Source organism: Agromyces terreus, from assembly GCF_009749465.1.
GTDB classification, from domain to species: domain Bacteria; phylum Actinomycetota; class Actinomycetes; order Actinomycetales; family Microbacteriaceae; genus Agromyces; species Agromyces terreus.
Genome location: NZ_WBIS01000003.1, coordinates 177693 through 197578, shown reverse-complemented (window position 1 = coordinate 197578; position 19886 = coordinate 177693). Strand labels below are relative to the sequence as shown.

Genomic DNA, 19886 nt, shown 5'->3' with positions numbered 1-19886 from the left:
GCCCGAATCGGCGGAAACCCCGCCGCCCGAACCCTCGCGACTCCTCGCGGACGAACCCCGGGCCGCTACTCGCGCAGCAGCCCGCGCAGCGCCTGGATCGTGTCGGCCTCGGCGGGCGGCTTGTCGTCGCGATACCCCTTGACCCGCGCGAAGCGCAGGGCGACGCCGCCCGGGTACCGGCTCGAGCGCTGCACCCCGTCGATCGCGATCTCGACCACGGTCACGGGCTCGACGAACACGGTGCCCGCGGTGCGACGGGTCTCGATCTGCGGGAACCGCTCGGTCTGCCATCGGAGCAGCTCGTCGGTGAGCCCCTTGAAGGTCTTGCCGACCATGACGAAGCCGCCCGGCGGGCCGAACTCTCCGACCGGGTCGAGCGCGCCGAGGTGCAGGTTCGACAGCAGCCCCGTGCGCCGGCCCGACCCCCACTCGCACGCGAGCACCACGAGGTCGTAGGTGTGCACGGGCTTGACCTTGACCCAGCTCCTGCCCCGCCGCCCCGCTGCGTACGGCGCGTCGATCGCCTTGACGACGACGCCCTCCTGCCCCGCGGCGAGGGCCTCGCGCGAGACCCGCTCGGCGACCGCGGGATCGGCGGTGACCTCGCCGCGGATGCGGTACGGTCCGGCGATGCGCTCGAGCTCGCCGAGGCGTGCGCGAAGCGGTTCATCGAGCAGGTCGCGCCCGTCGACGTGCAGCACGTCGAAGAACCACGGATGCAGCAGCGTCTCGCGCGCGACCTCGGCGCCGAACCGCGACATCGTCTCTTGGAAGGGGCGCGGCGCGCCGCCGTCGTCGAGCGCCAGGGTCTCGCCGTCGAGGATCACGTCGTGCACCGGCAGGCCGCGCACGATCTCGACGACCTCGGGCAGCCGGTGGGTGACGTCGGCGAGGGTGCGGGTGAAGACCCGCACGTCGTCGCCGCGACGGTGCACCTGGATGCGCGCGCCGTCGAGCTTGTGCTCGACCGAGGCCTCGCCGGTGACCTCGAGCGCGGCGGCGGCGCTCGAGGCGGTGGCCGCGAGCATGGGCTGCACGGGACGCCCGACGACGAGGCCGACGGCGTCGAGCTCGTCGGGCGTGCCGGTGAGCGCGAGGCGGGCGGTCGCGCCGAGGTCGCCCTGCAGCATCGCCGCGCGGCGCACGCTCGCGGCGGGTCGGTCGGCGGCCGAGGCGATGGCGTCGGCGAGCACGCCCTCGAGCGCGCCCGTGCGCATCTCGCCGAGCACGGCGCGGGCGATGAACTGCTGCTCGCGCGCCGTGGCCGCGGCGACGAGGTCGTGCAGTTCGCGACCGCGCTCGAGGTTCGAGCCAGTGCCGGATGCCGCGGCGAGCCGTTCGAGCGCGGCGTCGAGTGCGGCGACCGTGAGCGTCGCGACCTCGGCGGGCTCGGCCGTGGCGAGCACCGACTGCATGCCGCGCCAGCCGACGCCGAGGCGCCCCTGGCGCGGCTTGCCGACGAGCAACCCGATCGCGGGCTCGATCTCGTCGGGTTCGAGCCGGACGAGCAGCGCGGCGAGCGCATCGACCTTCGCCAGTCGCGAGCGGGTCGCGGTGACGGCGTCGGTTGCGGTGACGAGTTCGTCGAGCAGCACGGGCCCAGTCTGGCACCGACCACCGACGCGGCGCCCGTGCGTCCGGCTACGCTGAGCGAACCGCACGTGAGGAGTCGACATGTCCGAGCTTCCCGTCTTCACCGTGGCCGACCTCGAGGCGCAACCGCAGCTCGACGTCGCGTCGTTCGTCAACGACGATGCCGTCGACCTCGGCGTGACGGCCATCGAGGTCATCCGCACGCGGCGGTTGAACCTGGCCGTACGCGTGCTGCTGCGCGGCGACGAGGTCTTCCTCGCGAAACTGCGCGACACCGGCCCCGGCAACGACGAGTGGCTCGCCGCGAAGGCCGCGGTCGTCGAACGCTTCGGCGAGCCGTCGCTGCTTGTGCGCCGCCGCCACGAGGAGGCGGGCACGCCCTTCGGCGAGCGCGACGACATCGACCACGATGCGCTGCGCGCGCACGGCGGCTCCCTGCCGATCCGCGTCGATGGCGAGCTCGTGGGCTCCGTCACGGTCTCGGGCGAGCCCGACGTGATCGACCACGAGGTGGCCGCCGAGGCCGTGCGGCGTTTCCTGATGCGCTGACTCGGGCTCGCGGCATCCGCGCCGGGTTCCTATGATGGTCGCGCCGAGACCGGGCGGCCGCGGCATCCGATTGCGAAGGAGCATGCCATGGGCACCGTCTCGGTCGATCTGTTCGTCACGCTCGACGGGGTCTACCAGGGTCCGGGCGGCCCCGACGAAGACGAGTCGGGCGGATTCGAGCACGGCGGCTGGCAGGGCGCCTATCTCGACGAGGCCAACGGCGAGGCCATCGGCGAGGGCATCGAGCGCATGGACGCCCTGCTGCTCGGCCGGCGCACATACGAGATCTTCGCGTCGTTCTGGCCGCACCGGGGCGAGGAGCCGATCGCGGTGAAGTTCAACGCGATGCCGAAGTTCGTGGTCTCGCGCACGCTCGACGCCCCCGGGTGGGCGGGCACGACCGCGCTGTCGGATGTCGCCGAGGTGGGCGCCCTGAAGGAGCGGTTCGACGACATCCACGTGGTCGGCAGCGGCGACCTCGCACGCTCGCTGCTCGCGGCGGGGCTCGTCGACCGGCTGAACCTGTACCTGTATCCGGTCGCGCTCGGCTCGGGCAAGCGCCTCTTCGACGGCGACTTCGGCGTGCCGGCGGCGTTCGCGCTCGCGCAGCCGCCGCGCGCCTTCCCGAGCGGGGCGACGCTGCTCGTCTACGCGCCCGCCGGCCCCGCCGTCACGGGGTTCGACATGTCCAAGTAGCGCGGGCCGATTCGCAGCGGAGTCCCGTTCGTGCGGTGGAGTCCCTCGAGGGCCGGATTCCGCCGCACGAACGGGATTCCGACGCGACGGTGCGCCTCACGCCACGGCGCGAACCGCGTGCTCGCCCAGCCAGTCGTCGAACGTCTGCACGCCGAGCACGGCGTCGGCGCCCGGCAGCGAGTCGCCGCGGCGCATGGCGGCGAACTGCCGGCCGGGCAGCGTGACGGGCACGACCGGGCCGCGCAGGCCGCGCGCGTGGGCCAGGCGGCGCACCATGTCGCCGATGTCCTCGCGCCGCGGGCCGGCGAAGTCGGGGCTTCGCCCTGCGGGCCCCTGCTCGGCGAGGAGCACGAGCCGCTCCCCCACCTCACGAGCGGCGACCGGCTGCGACGGGATCCTCGGCGCGAGGTGCAGGCCCGCGAACGAGAGCGAGCCGAGCATCTGCTCGGCGAACTCGTGGAACTGCGTCGCCCGCATGATCGTGTACGGCACCGTGCCGGCCTCGACGGCGCGCTCCTGCGCGATCTTGCCGGCGTAGTAGCCGTGGGGCGCCCGGTCGACGCCGACGATCGAGAGCGCGACGTGATGGCCGACGCCGGCCGCCCGCTCGGCGTCGAGCAGTGTCTTCGAGACCATCGAGAAGAACGCCGTCGAGGCGCCCGCCGACAGGGTGGTCGCGTTCGCGGCGTCGATCACGGCGTCGACGCCCTCGAGCGCCGCCGCGACCCCGGTGCCGGAGATCAGGTCGATCCCGTTCGACCGCGTGAGCACGACGGCCTCGTGCCCGCGTGCGCGAGCGGCTTCGACGATTCGGTGTCCGACGGTGCCGGTTCCTCCGGCGACGGCGATCCTCATTGGTTCCTCCTCTTCTCGACCGGTCGGCAGGGTCACTGCTCGAGGTCGTCGCGCTCGACGATGCGGTCGGGGTTCCACGGCTCGGTCCAGCCCAGCTCGTCGAACATGCGCGCGAGCACGAGCGCGGTGAACCCCCACACGACCCGGCCGCCGACCGTGAACGCCGCCCCGCGGTAGACCCTGCCGCCGAAGGTCATCTCGGTGCTGCCGCGGTTGGCCGGATCGAGCAGGTCGGCCACCGGCACGCGGAACACCTCGACGGATTCGTCGTGGTCGACCGCCGCGACCTCGGAGGGCTTCGTCCACCACGCCGGCACGGGGGTCACGAGGTGATTGCTGACCGGGATCGGCAGGGGCGCGAGCGTGCCGAGGGGTTCGACGTCGGCCGGGTCGACCCCGGTCTCCTCGACCGCCTCGCGCAGCGCGCCCGCGATCGGCCCGTCGTCGCTCTCCTCGATGCGCCCGCCGGGGAACGCGATCTGGCCCGGGTGGCTGCCGAGCGTCGACGCCCTCCGGAGGAGCAGCACGTCGAGGTCGCGCGCGACCGGTGCGCTGCCGTCACCCGGCCCGCCCGCCCGCGCGGGCAGGTCGTCGAGCACCCCGAAGAGCACGAGCACGGCGGCCGGGCGCCTGGCCGAGGCATCCGTCGCCCACCGGGGAAGGTCGGTGTGCCAGGTGATGCCGCGTTCGCAGAGGGCGACCAGCTCGGCCCGGGCGTCGGCCACGGCGGTCATGGGCGGTTCCCGACGTCGCGACGCAGCATGTCTGCCATCCTGCCACTCGGCCGCACGCGCGTCAGGATGCGTCAGGACGCGTCGGCGGCCGAGCCCGCGCCCGTGCCCCGGAGGTGCACGCGCTCGCCCTGCGTGCTCAGCAGGTTGAGCACCTCGGCGGGTTCGGTCGCCGAGGCGCTCGCGTGGCCGTGCGGCACGCGCGTGTCGAACTCGGCCGCCTCGCCCGGCTCGAGCACGAGCTCCTCGTCGCCGAGCGCGAGGCGCACCCGGCCGCTCAGCACGTAGATCCAGTCGTATCCCTCGTGCGCGCGCTGTTCGACGGGCGCATCGAGCGGATGCCCCGGCAGCACCATCTTGAACGCGTGCACGTCGGGGTTGCTCCGGGTCAGCGGGATGATGGCACGCCCGCCGCGGTAGAACGGCTTCGGGTGCACCCGCGGGTCGGCGATCTGCGGGGCGCCCACGAGGTCGTCGAGGCTCGCGCGGTACACGGCGGCGAGGCGCATGAGCAGGTCGAGGGTGGGGCGCCGCCCGCCGGACTCGAGGCGCGAGAGCGTGCTGACCGAGATGCCGGTCTGCTCCGAGAGCTCGGCGAGCGTGAGGCCGCGGCGGGCTCGCAGCGCGCGCAGCCTCGCCCCGACGCCGTCGAGCGTGCGGTCGACGGCGTCGTCTGACTCGACCGGGTGCCCGGTCGATTGCCCGCCCGATTGCCCGGTCGTGTTCTCGGCGTGCCAGTGGGTCACGATGCCTCCTTTGCCGCTTCGGCAAGCGTCGTTGCCATTCTCCCACGGCGCCCAGAGACTCGGATGCATGCAGCAGAACTCGTGGGACGTCATCATCGTCGGCGGCGGCAGCGCCGGACTCAGCGCCGCGCTCATGCTCGGCCGTTCGCGTCGGCGCGTGCTCGTCGTCGACGCGCGCCGGCCGCGCAACCGCTTCGCCGGGCACATGCACGGCGTCATCGGCCGCGACCACACCTCGCCGCTCGACCTGCTCGCCGACGCCCGCGTCGAGCTCGCCCGCTACGACGGCGTCGAGGTGCGCGAGGGCGCCGTCGCCGCGGCATCCGTCGACCGCGATGACGACGCGACCGGCGACGGGCCCCGCCTTCTCGTCGAGCTGGACGACGGCACCCGGCACGCCGCCCGCCGCCTGCTCGTCGCCTCGGGCGTGCAGGACGTGCTCCCCGACATCGCGGGCCTCGCCGAACAGTGGGGGCGCGGCGCGTTCCTCTGCCCCTACTGCGACGGTTGGGAGCACCGCGACCGGCGCATCGGCGTGCTCGCGACGGGCGCCGGCAGCATGCACCAGGCGCAGCTCATGCGGCAGCTCTCGGCGCACGTGCGCGTGTTCGCGGAGGGCGCCCAGCTCACCGCGGCCGACCGCGCCGGGCTGCTCGCCCGCGACATCCCGCTCGAGCAACGCCGCGTCGTCGCGATCCTCGCCGACGCCGACGGCCGGCTCACCGGCGTGCGGCTCGACGACGGCGACGAACTCGACGTGGACGCCCTCTTCGTCGCGCCCGAGCAGGTGCCCGACGACGGCCTGCTGCGCGCGCTCGGCGCCGTGCGCGCACCGCACCCCATGGGCGGCGAATTCACCGCGGTCGACCCGATGGGCCGCACGAGCGTGCCCGGCGTCTGGGCCGCGGGCAACGTGACCGATCCCCGGTCGTCGGTGCCGTTCGCGATGGCCGCCGGCAACGCGGCCGGCGCCGCGATCAACGCCGACCTCGTCGCCGCCGAGGTGGCCGCCGCCGTCGCCGCGACCGCTGCCGGAACCCGGCGCAGCGCCACGGCGCCGGTCTGAGGCATCCGCCGCTCGATCCAGGGGTGAATCCCCGGCGAACTCGCAGCGCAACCCCCAGCCGAAACCCACACTCGAGGCCTACGCTGGAGCAATGCTGGTGATCAGCTACAACCTCCGCAAGCATCGCGCGATCTCCGAACTCGCGGCGCTCGATGAGCGCTACTCGCCCGACCTCGTGTGCCTGCAGGAGTGCGACACCCAAGACCTCGCCGAGCACGTCGGGCGCCTGCGCCTCGCGCACTCGACGGTGGGCAACCGCCTCGGCCTCGCCGTGTACTACCGGCCCGACCGCATCGAGGTGCGCAGCCTTCGCACCGTCGCGCTCAAGAAGTCGCTGCACGACCGCATCGCGAAGCCCGCGCACGAGCGACTGCTCGGCGCGCGGCTCTACGACCGCGAGCACGACCGCGAGGCGATCGTCGCGTCGTTCCACGCCGCGCCCCTCACCGCGCTGAACTCGCTGCGCCGCCACCAGATCAACGCCGCGCTCGCCGAACTGCAGCTGCTCGGGCCCAACCTGCCCACGCTCATGGTCGGCGACTACAACTACCCGATCTTCAAGGACAACCTGGCCGAGAAGGTGCGCGAGGCCGGCTACGACCTCACGCTCAGCGACAGCCGCACCTACACCAGGTACAAGTTCTTCCGCGGCCACTTCGACCTCGCGACCTCGGCGGGCTTCGATATCCGCAAGGTCGAGACGCTGCCGCGCGGGTCGAGCGACCACCTGCCGATCCTCGTCGACGCGGTCTACGCCGAGCCCGATGCCGGGGTCGCCGCGGTCGACGCCGAAGCCGAGGCCGACGCCGAGCATCCGGTCGGCTCCCCCGGCGCGGCCGACGTGGCCTGAGCGGGCGCTCGGCACGCCGACCTCGCCGAAGCACGACCGCGCCGAAACGCTGACCGATAGAAGGAGATGAGATGCCGGCCGAAGGCAAGCCGACCACCGTCGACGAGTACCTCGCCGCGTTCGACGGCGAGGCCGCCGAGCGCCTCGCGGCGGTGCGTGCCGCGATCCACGAGGTGCTGCCCGGCGCCGAGGAGAAGCTGCGCTACGACATCCCGGCCGTCTCGATCCGCGGCCGGTACTGGTTGCACTTCGCCGGCTGGAAGCAGCACATCGGCCTCTACCCCGTGCCGCGCGCCGACGACGAGCTCGAGGCGCGCATCGCGCCGTGGCGTGCCGCGAAGGACACCGTGAACCTGCCGTACTCCAAGCCGTTGCCGCTCGATCTCGTGCGCGACATCGCCGGCCTCATGCTCGAACTCCACGGCGGCGAAGAGGACGGCGACTGATCGCATCGGCCGATCGGCCGACCTGATTCGAGCCGGACGGCGGATGTCGCGTGGCCGCCGCCGCGCCACCATCGGGTCATGACCGCTCAGCAGACCCCGGCACCCACCCGCTCCCGCCGCCCGCGCGACCTGCGCCCCGGCGCCCTGCGCCCCGGCGCCCGCCGCCCCGGACGGCTCGTCGGATGGCTCGCCCCCGCCGGCCTCATCGCCCTCACCCTCGTGCCGATGGCCGCCGGGGCGAGCCGGCTCACCCAGCTCGGCACCGGAGCGACCGTGACCGCCGAGAACGCGCGCTTCTTCGACTCCCCCGTGCCGGTGATCGCGCACATCGTCGGCTCCACGGTGTTCCTCCTGCTCGGCGCGCTCCAGTTCGCGCCGTCGCTGCGTCGGCGCCGCTGGCACCGTCTCGCCGGGCGGGTCGTCGCGCCGGCGGGGCTCGTCTCCGCGGCATCCGGTCTCTGGATGGCGGTCGCGTACGACCTTCCGGCGAACAGCGGGCCGGCGCTCATGGCGATCCGCGTCGTGCTGGCGCCCGCGATGGGCGCGGCGATCGTACTCGCGTTCCTCGCGATCCGACGCGGCGACGTCCCGACGCACAGCGCGTGGATGACCCGCGCCTACGCGATCGGGCTCGGGGCGGGCACGCAGGTGCTCACGATCATGCCGTGGGCGCTCCTCGTCGGCGAGCCGGGCGAACTCGAGTACACGCTCCTCATGGCGCTCGGCTGGGCGATCAACCTCGCGGTCGCCGAGGTCGTCATCCGCCGCCGCGCCCGCCACGGCCGCGCGCCTATCATGAGGGCATGACGAGCCCCGTGCGGTCGCTGTGGAACGCACCGGCCGCCGTGCCGCCGCCGCCCCGGCGGGTGCCGCGCGACTGGGTGCTGGTCGGCGTCCTCGTGCCGCTCATCCTCGTCGAGGCCGCGCTGCGAGCGGATGTCCCGTGGCGCTGGCTCTGGGCGGTCGTGCTCGTCGCCCTCGTGCCGACCCTCCTCTGGCGACGCACGCGACCGTTCACGATGCTCGCCGTCGCGTTCTCGGTCGGCACGGCGGTCGGCCTCGTCGTCGGCGACGACCCGCAGCTGTTCACGACGGCCTACTTCCTCGTGCTCGCCTACGCCGTGCTCCGCTGGGGCTCGGGCCGCGCGATGCTGGGCGGCGTCGCCCTCGTGGGCGCCGGAACCCTGCTCTCCCTCGTCTCCCAGTCGCCGACGCCCGGCGACGTGATCGGGGGCATCGCCGTGGTGGTCGCCGTGTGCGCCCTCGGCATCGCCTTCCGGTGGCGAGCCGGCGCCCGCGCGCGCGAACTCGAGCGGCTGCGCCTCGTCGAGCGCGAGCGGTTCGCGCGCGACCTGCACGACACCGTCGCCCATCACGTCTCGGCGATCGCGATCCAGGCGCAGGCGGGCACCTCGGTCATCGAGACGGACCCGGATGCCGCGGCCGACGTGCTGCGGATCATCGAGGTCGAGGCCTCCCGCACGCTCGACGAGATGCGCTCCATGGTGCGGGTGCTCCGCCGGGAGGGCGGGCCCGCCGAGCTCGGGCCGACCCCCGCGGCATCCGACGTGGCGACGCTCGCGACGGCCCCGGGCGGCGCAGGCCCGATCGTCGCGGTCGACGTCCGCGGCGACACGGGCGCGCTCCCGCCCGCGCTCGGCGCGACGGTGTTCCGCATCGCACAGGAGGCGGTGACGAACGCGCGACGGCACGCACGCGACTCGACCCGGATCGACGTGCGGGTCGAGGTCGACGGCGAGCGGGTGCGGGTCGTGGTCCGGGATGACGGCGCAGTCGAGGCATCCGCCGGCCCTGCGTCGGCGCCACGGGCCGGCTACGGGCTCACCGGCATGGCCGAGCGGGCCGCCCTCGTCGGCGGCACGTGCACGGCCGGTCCGGCGGGCCGCGGCGAGGCGGGCTGGGTCGTGGCGGCCGTGCTGCCGATCGACGGCCTGCCGATCGCGGGCCGCGACGGGGTGGCGTCATGAGCGTTCGCGTGCTGATCGCCGACGACCAGGAACTCGTACGGGCCGGGCTGCGGATGATCCTCGACGCGCAGCCCGGCATCGAGGTCGTCGGCGAGGCGCGCGACGGGGTCGAGGCGATCGAGATGGCACGGCGGCTGCGGCCAGACGTGTGCCTCTTCGACATCCGGATGCCGCGGGCCGACGGCCTGGCCGCGACCCGCGAGCTCGCGGGGCCCGGCGTCGCCGACCCGATGCCCGTCGTCGTCGTCACGACGTTCGACCTCGACGAGTACGTCTACGAGGCGCTGCGATCGGGTGCGCGGGGGTTCCTGCTGAAGAACGCCGGGCCGACGCTGCTGCGCGAGGCGGTGCACGCGGCCGCACGCGGCGACGCGCTCATCGACCCGAACGTGACGGTGCGCCTCCTCGAGGCGTTCGCGGGCACGGGTCGCGGCGGCGTGCGCGGAGCCGAGGGCGCGCCGGGCATCCCGGCGAGACCGGCGACCCCGGCGACCCCGCTCACGGACCGCGAGCAGGATGTGCTCGCCGCCGTCGCCCGCGGCCTCGGCAACGCGGAGATCGGGCGCGAACTGCACATCTCGCTCAGCACGGTGAAGACCCACCTCGCGAGCGTCATGGCGAAGGTGGGCGCCCGCAACCGCGTCGAGCTCGCGATCTGGGCGATCGAGTCGCGCGAGCGTTGAGGCCCGGTCGACCCCGGTCGGCCCCGGCTCGGGTGCGCGCGGGGAGCGCCCGGCTCCGCGCGTGGGGGGTGCGTCGAGAACCGGGCGCTCGTTCGGCGGGAGAACCTCGCCTCACCCGGGGCCTGACCGGCCGCGGATGTGGGTGCGACGCTACGCCGACCGGCCGCCCGCCGCGAGCGGGTTCGGCGCACTGCGAGCGAAGTCCCAGCGGGCTGTCGGAAACGAGGCTCGCGATTCCCATGCGGTTCGCATCCGTGCGGCGTACGGTGAGCGATCCATCGCGATCACAACTGGAGTGCATCATGGCCCGCGGCCGAGTCGAGACCCATCCGAGCCGAGCGGATGCCGGCCGGAGGCATCCGTTCTCGGCGGGGATTTCCGCGGGTGCTTCGACGGGGCTCCCGGCGGGATTCACGACGGAACGCGGGCCGCGGCATCCGGCGCCGCTGCCGACGGACGACGGCCAGGAGTCGGTGTGGGACTACCCGCGCCCGCCCCGCGTGGAGACCGTCGACGCGGAGGTGTCGATCACCCTCGACGGGCAGGTCGTCGTGCAGACGTACGACGTGGTCCGCGTGCTCGAGACGAGCCATCCGCCGGTCTACTACCTGCCGATCGCGGCGTTCACCGCGGGATCGCTGCTCCCGGCGCAGGGTTCGTCGTTCTGCGAGTTCAAGGGCGCCGCCCGCTACTACGATCTCGTCGCCGGAGCCCGCACCGCGGCGCGCGCCGGTTGGGAGTACCCGTCGCCCGCCCCCGGGTACGAAGTGCTCGCAGGGCGCATCGCGGTCTACGCCGGCCTGGTCGACCGCTGCATGGTCGACGGCGAGGTCGTCGTGCCGCAGCCCGGCGGCTTCTACGGCGGCTGGATCACCTCGACCGTCGTCGGCCCCTTCAAAGGCGTGCCGGGGTCGTCGGGCTGGTGAGCCGCGGGCGGCGCCGATCGCGCGTCGCGCCTCGCGCCCCGGGCGGCACCGATCGCGCCTCGGCCGCAGACCGCCCATGCGGGGTTGTCGGTTCGAAAACCGGCGCTACATCGCTACATCGCTACATCGCTACATCGCTACATCGTTTCCGAACCGAAGCCCCCGCCCGCTCGCGACCGGCGACCCCGCAGAAGTTGCCGGAACCGCAAGCGGAGGCGCCGAATCGATGCCCGAACCGTACGCTCGAAGCCGACCCGAGCCGAGCCGACCCGAGCAGAAGGACGCCACATGAACGACGCAGCCGAGATGTTCGAACCGGATGCCTGGAACGAGCGCTACTCGGGCGACGAGCAGGTGTGGAGCGGCGAGCCGAACCCGCAGCTCGTCGCCGAGGCATCCGCCCTGCCGCCCGGCACCGCGCTCGACGTGGGCTGCGGCGAGGGCGGCGACGTGATCTGGCTCGCCGGGCGGGGGTGGCGCGTCACGGGTGCCGACTTCTCGGCCAACGGACTCGCCCGCGCGGCGCGCCACGCCGAAGCAGCGGGCGTCGCCGAGCGCACCGACTGGTGGCAGGTCGACGCGCGCGAGTTCGCCGCCGACGGGCGGGAGTTCGATCTCGTCACGACGCACTTCCTGCATCCGCCCGAGGCGGGCATGGCCGAGGTGACCCGTCGACTCGCGACCGCGGTGGCTCCCGGCGGGCACCTGCTCGTGGTCGGGCATGCGCCCTCGCCGGCGTTCACGCACCTGACCGACAGCCACCGCGATGCGATGTTCCTCGCCGAGGATCTCGTGCCCGCGCTGCCCGCCGACTTCGAGGTGCTCGTCGCCGAAGAGCGCCCCCGCTCGATGGTGCGCCACGGCGAGCGCATGGACGTGCACGACGCGACCCTGCTGGCCCGGCGAGCGCGGTAGCGCGAACCGGCGCACACGCGACTGCGCCCCGCCGGGAATCGGCGGGGCGCAGCGCGTCGGGCGAGCGTCAGACGCCCACGTCGTCATCCGAGCATGAACTCGTACGTCGACGTGTTGCCGGCGACGTCGTGCACGACGAGGGTGTTCGCACCCTGCACCGCGCCGAAGACGCCGGGCTTGATGAAGTTGACGTCGGACCAGGCGTTGTTCGAGAGGTCCTTCACCTTGCCGTTGAGCACGACCTTGTCGATCTTGCCGGCGTCGAACAGCTTGAAGCTGATGAGGCTGTAGGCCTCGCCGCTCTTCGCCGTGTACGAGGCGCCGCCCTTGATCGTCGCGGTGGGCTTGGTCGCGTCGACGGTCACCGCGAAGGTGCTCGTCTTGGAGATGTTGCCCGCGACGTCCTGCGCGTTGTACTTGATCGTGTACTCGCCGGAGGGCAGCGTCACGGTCGCCCGGTGCGAACCCGACTTCGCGGCATCCGCCACCTTGGTCTGCGTGCTCTTGACGAGCTTGCCGTCCTGGTAGATGTTCGCGACGATGCGGGCGAGGCCGCGGTCGTCGGTCGCGTCGACCTGGACCTGGAGCGCGCTGAACGGACCCGCGGCGACCGGCGCGACGAGCGAGACCTCGGGGCGCGTCGTGTCGGGCTGTTCGACGGGCGGCTCGACGCCGGCCTCGGTGACCCACTTCTCGCCGTCGTCGTGCTTGGTGACGGTGAACTCGTCGTAGACCGCGCCGACGGGCAGGTCGGTCGTGGCATCCGCCGTCTTCTCGGCCAGGTACGAACGGTAGTGGAGCTGGTCGTCCGAGACGTCGATGACCTGGTAGGTCGTGACGCCCGCGCCGCGCAGCACCTGCGTGGCGTTGTTGTTCGTCCAGACGTTCTTCTCGTCGGTCTCGAGGTCGTAGTGCTTGGCACCCGCGTTCGAGACGACGTAGACCGGTCCGTCGGTGATGCCGGGCGTCTCGGTGACGTCGTCGTTGTTGTAGCCGCGCGCGTAGGTGTGGTCGTGGCCCATGAGCACGAGGTCGATGTCGTGCTTCTCGAACACGGGCACCCAGTACTTGCGCAGTTCGGGCTCGTTGCGCCCGGCCGAGGCCGAGTACACGGGCTGGTGGAAGGTCACGACGTTCCACTTCGACGGGCTCTGCTCGAGCACGTGGTCGAGCCAGGCGGCCTGGAACTCGGGCCAGAGCGACGCGATCTTCGTCGACGGGCACTCGGCGCCCGAGCACGCCGGCAGGTTGTCGGGCGTGAGGAACGTGCTGTCGCGCGTCGCGTTCAGGGTGATGAAGCGCACGCCCTGGTAGTCGGCGAAGTACACCGTCTCGGCGGCGAACTGGCTCCAGTGCTCGAAGTACGCGGCGTACTGCTTCGCGACATCCGTGCCACCGACGGCGAGGTCGGCGAGCGCGCCGACGGTCTCGGTCGTCGGGTTGTTGAGCGGGTACTCGAAGTTCGCCTTCCACGACTTCAGCAGCTTGTCGCCCGAGTACTCGTGGTTGCCGGGGGCGGCCATCACGTTGGTCGTGGCCGCGGAGGTCTGCATGCCCTTGAACCAGTTGACCCACTCGCCCTCGTTGCTGCCGGTGTTGATGAGGTCGCCGGCGTGCACCGAGCCGATCGAGTCGGGGGCGGATGCCTCGGCCATGGCCACGACCTTCGGCCACGTGGTGTCGAGGCCGATCTGGGCGTCGCCGTAGTAGACGAACTGGAACTCGTCGTCGTTGGGGTCGGCGGTCGTGAACTCGGTCCACGCGCTCCAGCCGGTGTCGGTGCCGACGCGGTAGGTGTAGTCGGTGCCGGCGGTGAGGCCGTCGACGGTGGCCGAGAAGTGCTGCAGCGGGTTGCCGTTGACCGTGCCCGCGGCGTATGCGTCGATCGAGCGGATGTCGCCGCCGGCCGTCGGGCGGATCTCGACGCGGCCCGTGGTCTGCGTCGCGTCACCGGCGAGCCACGAGAACGACTGCGACGTCTCGGGGGTCTCGGTGGGCGTGAGGATCACGCGCGACGGGGGCGCGTCGACGGGCTCGGTCGGGTCGGCGGCCTCGGTGAGGCGGATCGAGGGCACCTCGAGGTAGATGTCGCTCGACGTCTCGCGGTCCTGGTAGAGCGCGACGGCGACGGTGTTGACCCCGTCCACGAGCAGGTCGCCGGAGGCTTCGAAGCTGCCGCTCAGCGGGTCGGACATGCCGGCGCCGGCATACTCCTGGTTGGTGGTGCCGGTGACGCGCTCGTCGCTGAGGCCGGCGATCTTCTCGCCGTTGATCCAGACGATGGCGCCGTCGTCGTAGACGAGGTCGCCGAGCACCTCGTCGACGTGGTCGGCGACGCCGGCGTCGAGGGTGAAGCTCGTGCGGAAGAAGAACGTGGGCACGTCGGGCGCCTTGACGCCGTCGAGGTACTGGTTCAGCAGCGTCTTCGGCATGCGCGGGCCGACGGCGGCGAGCTTGCCACCCTTGGCGCCGAAGCTGCCCTGCGCCTGCTTCCACGCGGAGTCGTCGTAGCCGGTCGTGGTCCACACGCGCAGGTTCGCGTCGCCGCGGGCCGGGTCGCTGCCGTCGTCGAGGTAGCGCCAGGAGGTGTTCGCGTCGACCACGGGCGCGGTGGGCACCTCGGTCTCGGGCTCGTCGGCGAATGCCGCGGCGGGTACCGCGATCGCGCCGCCGACGAGGGCGAGCATGAGCGCCGATGCCGCCGCCCGCCTCCCCCGTCGCGTCGTCATCGTCTTCGTCATGTCATTCCTTCGTCGGTGCGATCAGGCGCACACGGCGCCCGGTTGACGCACCCATCGAAGCGAGCGGGCATGACGGCGTCGTGGACCGATCGTTGCCCCGGCGTGAATGGCGGATGACACGGATGTTCACCGAGGCCTGCTACCGTGCGGCGCCCGGTCGGGCGGTTACATTCGGAGAACCGCACCGTCCACGGGGCAACGCCGCCCGGGCACCGCACTCGGCTCGAGAGGACTCCCATGACCACGACGACCGCCTCCGCCCTGCGGGTTCGCCCGCGCATCTGGATCGGCCTGGCCATCTGGCTGGGCTACATGCTCGTGGTGCTCGCGATCCAGCTCGCGAGCGGCATCCCGTACGACGACTGGGGTGCGAACGCGACCAACCTCTTCTTCGGCGCGGGCATGTCGCTCATCATCGCGACGGTGCTGCTGGTCATCACCACGTCGCTCCTCGGATGGTGGCGGCCCGCCCTGTTCGATCGGGAGCGCAGCCGGCACCGCTGGCCCATCTTCGTACCGATCGTCGTCGCCGTGGCGGCCCTCCTGAACCTCTCGGCCGTCGATTGGGGCAGCTACACGGGCGCGTTCTTCGCGGCATCCGTCGTGCTGCTGCTGGTGGGATTCACCGAGGAGATCGTCGATCGCGGACTGCTCGTCGTCGGCTTGCGCAGTCGCCTCGGCGAGGGCTGGGTGTGGTTCCTCAGCTCGGCGCTGTTCGCACTCTCGCACTTCATCAACGTGGCGCTCGGCGCCCCCGTGTTCAACACGGCGTTCCAGGTCGCCTCGGCGTTCCTCGGCGGCACGGCGTTCTACATCCTGCGCCGCACGACCGGCTCGCTCATCTGGGCGATGGTGCTGCACGGCCTCTGGGACTTCTCGGTCTTCGCCGTCGGCGTCGGCAACCCGAGTGCGCTCCTCGGCGTCGCGAACATCCTGTACCTGATCGCCGGCGTCATCGGTCTCGCGGTCGTCGCCTTCGTGATCCGGGGCGCGAACGAGCGAACGGATGCCGCGCCGCCGCCGGTCGCGGCCGCGTCCGCGCCGGGAGCCTGAGCCGCCTGCGCCGCTCGCTCCCGTCGACGGCTGGATCGCGTCGCGTCACGGCGCCGGGGTGCAGGCGGTGAACCCGCTCGCCGCTCCCGAGATCGCGATGCCGCCGGTGCTCGTGTTCTGCGCGGTCAGGTAGGGCTCGACGGCCTCGGCTCCGGCGGGCGACGGCGCGAGCCCCTGGATCCCGAACGCGTTCACGTTCGGGTCGGCGCCGGACTTGACGAGGCGGATGCCGCGCTCCGGACCGGTCGGGCCGACGCCCCCAGCGGTCGTGTTGCCGGTGATCGCGGCGCAGAGGCGGGCGTTCTGCCCGGCGGCGCCGGAGATGAACTCGATGCCCGAGTACCCGAATCCGGTCGGCGGCGTCACGACGTTGTTCGTCACCCGCGCGACGACCTCGCTCCCCGTCGACGCGGACTCGACCGCGATGCCCGGGCCTCCGGTGCGACTGATCGAGTTGCCGACGACCGACGCGGCGACGACCGAGGTCGCGCCTCCCGGCAGCCCCTCCGCGGAGACCGAGATGCCCGGGCAACCCGGTCGGGAGCCCGCATCGATCAGGTTGTTCGAGGCCTTCGCCGTGACGTTCGCCAGTCCGGCGGCCGTGATGTCGATCGCCGTGCAGTCGAGGCTGCGGAGCGGCGCGCCGGCCACCCCGTTGTCGGATACGTCGACGTTGCCGCGGGCATTGCCGGTGAACGCCACCCGCGCGAAGGAGTCCGGCTGATGGTCGAGTCCTCCGGTTCCGCCGTCCATGCGGTTGCCGGTCACGGCGATCAGCTTCGTCGGGTCGTTCGGGGTGCCGAGTTGCGCTGCGGTCGGGCCGGCCGGGTTGCCGGCGGTGATGTCGAGTCCGGTGCCCTCGGCGAAGCCGCGGATCGTGTTCGACGCGATCTCCGCCCTGGTCAGTGACGCTGCTCCGGTCACGGTGCCCTCGATACCGAGGCGGATCGCGGCGCCGGCTGACGTCGGCGCGTCCTTGGCGATGAGGTTGTCGGCGATGGTCAGGGAGTCGATGGTGCCGCCGGCGTTCACGATCATGATGCCGTTGCCGATCGCGTCGGTGAAGACGTTGCCCGTGAGGTCCACCGTTCCCGTGATGTTGGTGCGCCCGGCGAGCGCGAAGAAGACGGCGTCCGCGTTGCCGGCGTCGGCCACGGTGCTGTGGCGGAGCGAGAGCCCGCGCAGCTCGGATCCGCCGATGCCGTGTCCGCCCGCCGATTCGACGCGCATGTTCGTGAGCGAGGGGGTGAGGGTGTCGTAGAGCACGACGCCCGACTGCGAGGTGCCGGCGATCGTGCCGCCCGAGGCATCCCCGCCCCTGCTGGTGTCGCCGCTGCCCGTGACCGTCAGGCTCCCGGCGCTGCCCGTCGACCACAGCTGCAGGCCGGTGTTCGCACCATCGGCGGAGACGCGTTCGAACGTCGCGCCGGATGCCGCGATGTCGGTGGACACGATGTTCAGCGCGATCCCGGTACCGCTCTCGAGCACGTTGCCCTCGCCGGTGACGGCGACGCTTCCCGACGACGTCGCGAGGAACGCCTGGCCGCTCGTCGTGCGGATGTCGAGTCCACCGCCGGTGAACGACAGGCTGTGGCCGTCGGAGGCGCTGAACTCGACGCCCCTGGCGCTCCCGGTCTGCAGCGTCGTGCCGGCGCCCGAGAACACGGTCGCCCCGCCGGTGTTCCCGGTGACGCGGATGCCGCCGCCCGCGTCAGGCCCGTCGACGACGGCGCCCGACAGGGTCACCGTGCCGCCGGTGCGTCCGGTGATCTCGACGCTCGTGGGGCCGCCGCCGTCGGCGATCGAGCCGGCGTACGAGATGTCACCGTCCCCGCCGCTGACCCGGAACGCGGTGCCCGCCGCCCCGGCGAGTTCGCTCGGCCCGAGCGATCCCCCGGCGGTCGCCGTGAACGTTCCGGCGTAGTCCTCGATCGAGATGGCGTCCGCGTCGGCACCGTGGGAGGTGAGGGTGTCGAAGGCCATCTCGCCGTCCGACCCGTCGATGTCGACCGCGACGCCGTCGGCCGCCCAGATCCTCGATCCGCTCCGGATGACCACGGGCCCGGTGTCCTCCAGTTGGAGTGCCGCCGGCTCCGCGAACGTCATCAGGTCGAGGTGGTCGATGGTGAGCGTGCCCGTCGTCGCCGCCATGCGCAGTCCGCCGCTGCTCGAGAAGAACGTGCGGAGGCTGTCGATGCCGCTCGTGCCGAGCGCGGTGCCCGAGACGACGAGGGGCGCGGCGCGCAGCGCGAGGAAGTCGTTGCCCGAGTCGGGCGTGAACTCCACCGTTCCGGCGTCGTGCAGTCGCACGCCCGTGTCCGCCAAGACGTAGAGCCCGGCGATGGTGAACGTTCCGCTCGTGCCGTCGAGCTCGACGGCCTGCCGGGGCACGGCCTCGCCGAGCCGGAGCACGCGGAGCCATCGGAGTTCGCCGTCTGCGGCTCCGCTGCCGCCCGCGATGCCGACGCCGCCGTGCGGCGCATACACGATGATGCCCGCGACGGTGTTCGCGTGATCGAGTTCGACCGCGTCAGTGCCCGCCGGCGCGGTGATCGCCGGAAACGAGCCGTCGCTCACGTACAGCGTCGCGCCGTCGACGACGAGATCGGCGGCCTGGCCGATGAGCCGCTGCCCGGCGTCCAGTCGCACACCCGTGTCGAGGCCGGCGGGCGTTCCGTCGCCCGCGAACACGAAGATGTCTCCGGCTCCGGCGGCCTCCGCCTGTGCGAGGGTGTCGAACGGCTCGGTCGAGGTGCCGGCGTCGCCCGGGGCGGAGTTGCTGACGTACCAGACGCATCCGTCGAGGGCGATGCTCACCCGCCCGGTGTCGGTGGCGATGCCGTCGGTCACGGTGTACTCGAACGCGTCCGAGGCATCCGTGCAGCTGCTCGCCGCGGCCGGCGTGAAGACGAAGTCGCCGTCGACCTGCAGTTCGGCGGTGCCGCCGCTTTCGGTCGTCACGGTGCCGGCTACGATCGCGAGCGCGTCGCCGTCGGCGTCGACGTCGTTGGCGAGCAGGTCGCCCGCGATGCTCTTGTGGGGGCCGGATGCCGCGGGCGCGCCGTCGCTCGGATCGTCGACGACCAGCACGGTGTTGCCGACGGCCGCGTCGGCGGCGGTGAACTCGTCATCTCCCGCGACGGGCGCGACGTTCTCGACCACGTCGGTCACGCGAATCGTGAAGGCCTTCTCGATGCTTCCGCCGTATCCGTCGGAGCCGCGCACGCGGATCGCGTAGCTCGACTTCGCCTCGAAGTCGAAGCTCGCGGCCGTGCGCAGCGTCGCGCCGACGATCGTGAAGGCGCCGTTGTCGGTGCTGCCGGCTCCCGCGACGAGCGCGAACGAGGGTGTGGCCGCCGGATCGGGATCGGTGAGGGCGAACGCGCCGACGTCGGTGCCGGCGGGCCGGTTCTCGGCCACCGACGTGCCCGAGAGGGTGAGCCCGGTCGGCGCCTGGTTCGACACGATGTAACGCCGTTCGAGGGGAAGACAGCGCGTCGAGGCGCTCACCGAGCGAAGCAGACCGGTGATGCCCGCGCAGAACGTCGCCGTCTGCCCGGTCGCGCTGGGCACGACGAGCACGGTGCCCTTCGGCTTCGCCCTGGTGCATGCCGTCGCGGAGAGCCCGGCGCGCACGACGCCGAGTTGCATGCAGAGCGTGGTCGGCCCGGGCCAGATCGCGACGGCGGTCTCGAACCTCGACCAGCAGTCCTGGGGCGAGGTGGCCGCCCGCAGCAGACCGCTTCCCTTCAGTGCACACGCGGAGCGCAGTTGGGTCTCGGGTTGCACGGGCAGCGGTCTCGTCGTGTTCAGGGCGGATGCCGCGGCATCCGCCCGCGCGTCCGGCGTCCACCCGGTCGCCGCCCGCGAGGGCGACGCGAAGGCGACCGACAGCGCGGCGAGCGCCAGCAACGTCGTTGCGAGCGCGAGGAGGATGAGCGCGTGGCGCGGATGCCGCATCCGACCGCTCGAACCGACGTCGACGGTGTGCGGACTCGACGCGTGCGACATGCTGCCTCCTCGTGGGGCGGTCGTCGCAGGGATCCGC

General features: G+C 72.7%; 17 protein-coding genes. 11 read left to right on the top strand and 6 right to left on the bottom strand.

Going from position 1 to position 19886, the window contains the following annotated elements; translation table 11 throughout:
- Positions 1-65: 65 nt before the first annotated feature.
- A complete protein-coding gene (locus GQQ92_RS09535) occupies positions 66-1595 on the bottom strand; it encodes an ATP-dependent DNA ligase (RefSeq protein ID WP_156999017.1) in 1530 nt (509 codons plus the stop codon).
- Between the two features lie 79 nt (positions 1596-1674).
- Between GQQ92_RS09535 and GQQ92_RS09530 the strand changes: the two genes are divergently transcribed.
- Positions 1675-2142: a heme-degrading domain-containing protein gene (locus GQQ92_RS09530; RefSeq protein ID WP_156999016.1), complete on the top strand. Its 468-nt coding sequence runs from the start codon at positions 1675-1677 to the stop codon at positions 2140-2142.
- An 87-nt stretch (positions 2143-2229) separates the two neighbouring features.
- Positions 2230-2838: a dihydrofolate reductase family protein gene (locus tag GQQ92_RS09525; protein ID WP_156999015.1), complete on the top strand. Its 609-nt coding sequence runs from the start codon at positions 2230-2232 to the stop codon at positions 2836-2838.
- A gap of 96 nt (positions 2839-2934) precedes the next feature.
- Here GQQ92_RS09525 and GQQ92_RS09520 read toward each other — a convergent pair whose 3' ends face one another.
- The 3 genes from GQQ92_RS09520 to GQQ92_RS09510 all read right to left on the bottom strand — a co-directional run bounded on the left by GQQ92_RS09520 (position 2935) and on the right by GQQ92_RS09510 (position 5170).
- Positions 2935-3693: an SDR family oxidoreductase gene (locus tag GQQ92_RS09520; protein ID WP_156999014.1), complete on the bottom strand. Its 759-nt coding sequence runs from the start codon at positions 3691-3693 to the stop codon at positions 2935-2937.
- A 32-nt stretch (positions 3694-3725) separates the two neighbouring features.
- Entirely contained in the window at positions 3726-4427 is a 702-nt protein-coding gene (locus GQQ92_RS09515) for an NUDIX hydrolase (protein WP_156999013.1), read from the bottom strand.
- A gap of 71 nt (positions 4428-4498) precedes the next feature.
- The gene (locus GQQ92_RS09510) at positions 4499-5170 is read right to left on the bottom strand and encodes a helix-turn-helix domain-containing protein (protein ID WP_232057608.1); all 672 of its coding nucleotides are present in this window, start codon (positions 5168-5170) and stop codon (positions 4499-4501) included.
- Between the two features lie 67 nt (positions 5171-5237).
- Between GQQ92_RS09510 and GQQ92_RS09505 the strand changes: the two genes are divergently transcribed.
- The 8 genes from GQQ92_RS09505 to GQQ92_RS09470 all read left to right on the top strand — a co-directional run bounded on the left by GQQ92_RS09505 (position 5238) and on the right by GQQ92_RS09470 (position 12044).
- Entirely contained in the window at positions 5238-6236 is a 999-nt protein-coding gene (locus GQQ92_RS09505) for an NAD(P)/FAD-dependent oxidoreductase (RefSeq protein ID WP_156999011.1), read from the top strand.
- Between the two features lie 91 nt (positions 6237-6327).
- Complete coding sequence (locus tag GQQ92_RS09500) at positions 6328-7086, top strand: endonuclease/exonuclease/phosphatase family protein (protein ID WP_156999010.1); 759 nt, start codon at positions 6328-6330, stop codon at positions 7084-7086.
- A 71-nt stretch (positions 7087-7157) separates the two neighbouring features.
- Complete coding sequence (locus GQQ92_RS09495; RefSeq protein ID WP_156999009.1) at positions 7158-7532, top strand: iron chaperone; 375 nt, start codon at positions 7158-7160, stop codon at positions 7530-7532.
- Positions 7533-7610: 78 nt separating this feature from the next.
- The gene (locus GQQ92_RS09490; RefSeq protein ID WP_156999008.1) at positions 7611-8339 is read left to right on the top strand and encodes a DUF2306 domain-containing protein; all 729 of its coding nucleotides are present in this window, start codon (positions 7611-7613) and stop codon (positions 8337-8339) included.
- Positions 8336-9520, top strand: coding sequence for a sensor histidine kinase (locus tag GQQ92_RS09485; RefSeq protein WP_156999007.1), 1185 nt, complete (start codon positions 8336-8338; stop codon positions 9518-9520). Before GQQ92_RS09490 ends, GQQ92_RS09485 begins: the two co-directional genes overlap by 4 nt.
- Positions 9517-10203, top strand: coding sequence for a response regulator (locus GQQ92_RS09480; protein ID WP_156999006.1), 687 nt, complete (start codon positions 9517-9519; stop codon positions 10201-10203). The genes GQQ92_RS09485 and GQQ92_RS09480 overlap by 4 nt, the downstream gene beginning before the upstream one ends.
- 446 nt (positions 10204-10649) lie before the next feature.
- Positions 10650-11129, top strand: coding sequence for a DUF427 domain-containing protein (locus tag GQQ92_RS09475; protein WP_232057627.1), 480 nt, complete (start codon positions 10650-10652; stop codon positions 11127-11129).
- 288 nt (positions 11130-11417) lie between these two features.
- The gene (locus GQQ92_RS09470) at positions 11418-12044 is read left to right on the top strand and encodes a class I SAM-dependent methyltransferase (protein ID WP_156999004.1); all 627 of its coding nucleotides are present in this window, start codon (positions 11418-11420) and stop codon (positions 12042-12044) included.
- A gap of 83 nt (positions 12045-12127) precedes the next feature.
- Here the strand turns inward: GQQ92_RS09470 and GQQ92_RS09465 are convergent, their stop codons facing one another.
- Positions 12128-14785 carry a fibronectin type III domain-containing protein gene (locus GQQ92_RS09465; protein WP_232057607.1) on the bottom strand — a complete coding sequence of 886 codons (2658 nt, stop codon included), beginning with the start codon at positions 14783-14785 and terminating at the stop codon, positions 12128-12130.
- Positions 14786-15022: 237 nt separating this feature from the next.
- Here GQQ92_RS09465 and GQQ92_RS09460 point away from each other — a divergent pair, with 237 nt between their 5' ends.
- Complete coding sequence (locus GQQ92_RS09460) at positions 15023-15838, top strand: CPBP family intramembrane glutamic endopeptidase (RefSeq protein ID WP_232057606.1); 816 nt, start codon at positions 15023-15025, stop codon at positions 15836-15838.
- A gap of 45 nt (positions 15839-15883) precedes the next feature.
- On the opposite strand, the gene GQQ92_RS09455 is transcribed toward GQQ92_RS09460, so the two are convergent.
- Positions 15884-19849 carry a cadherin-like domain-containing protein gene (locus tag GQQ92_RS09455; RefSeq protein WP_156999003.1) on the bottom strand — a complete coding sequence of 1322 codons (3966 nt, stop codon included), beginning with the start codon at positions 19847-19849 and terminating at the stop codon, positions 15884-15886.
- Positions 19850-19886 lie beyond the last annotated feature (37 nt).

Excerpts from the sequence above, each read along its gene's own strand:
- GQQ92_RS09530 (WP_156999016.1), top strand. The coding sequence starts at position 1,675 with ATGTCCGAGCTTCCCGTCTTCACCGTGGCCGACCTCGAGGCGCAACCG.
- GQQ92_RS09525 (WP_156999015.1), top strand. The coding sequence starts at position 2,230 with ATGGGCACCGTCTCGGTCGATCTGTTCGTCACGCTCGACGGGGTCTAC.
- GQQ92_RS09520 (WP_156999014.1), bottom strand. The coding sequence starts at position 3,693 with ATGAGGATCGCCGTCGCCGGAGGAACCGGCACCGTCGGACACCGAATC.
- GQQ92_RS09515 (WP_156999013.1), bottom strand. The coding sequence starts at position 4,427 with ATGACCGCCGTGGCCGACGCCCGGGCCGAGCTGGTCGCCCTCTGCGAA.
- GQQ92_RS09505 (WP_156999011.1), top strand. The coding sequence starts at position 5,238 with ATGCAGCAGAACTCGTGGGACGTCATCATCGTCGGCGGCGGCAGCGCC.
- GQQ92_RS09500 (WP_156999010.1), top strand. The coding sequence starts at position 6,328 with ATGCTGGTGATCAGCTACAACCTCCGCAAGCATCGCGCGATCTCCGAA.
- GQQ92_RS09495 (WP_156999009.1), top strand. The coding sequence starts at position 7,158 with ATGCCGGCCGAAGGCAAGCCGACCACCGTCGACGAGTACCTCGCCGCG.
- GQQ92_RS09490 (WP_156999008.1), top strand. The coding sequence starts at position 7,611 with ATGACCGCTCAGCAGACCCCGGCACCCACCCGCTCCCGCCGCCCGCGC.
- GQQ92_RS09485 (WP_156999007.1), top strand. The coding sequence starts at position 8,336 with ATGACGAGCCCCGTGCGGTCGCTGTGGAACGCACCGGCCGCCGTGCCG.
- GQQ92_RS09480 (WP_156999006.1), top strand. The coding sequence starts at position 9,517 with ATGAGCGTTCGCGTGCTGATCGCCGACGACCAGGAACTCGTACGGGCC.
- GQQ92_RS09470 (WP_156999004.1), top strand. The coding sequence starts at position 11,418 with ATGAACGACGCAGCCGAGATGTTCGAACCGGATGCCTGGAACGAGCGC.
- GQQ92_RS09465 (WP_232057607.1), bottom strand. The coding sequence starts at position 14,785 with ATGACGAAGACGATGACGACGCGACGGGGGAGGCGGGCGGCGGCATCG.
- GQQ92_RS09460 (WP_232057606.1), top strand. The coding sequence starts at position 15,023 with ATGACCACGACGACCGCCTCCGCCCTGCGGGTTCGCCCGCGCATCTGG.
- GQQ92_RS09455 (WP_156999003.1), bottom strand. The coding sequence starts at position 19,849 with ATGTCGCACGCGTCGAGTCCGCACACCGTCGACGTCGGTTCGAGCGGT.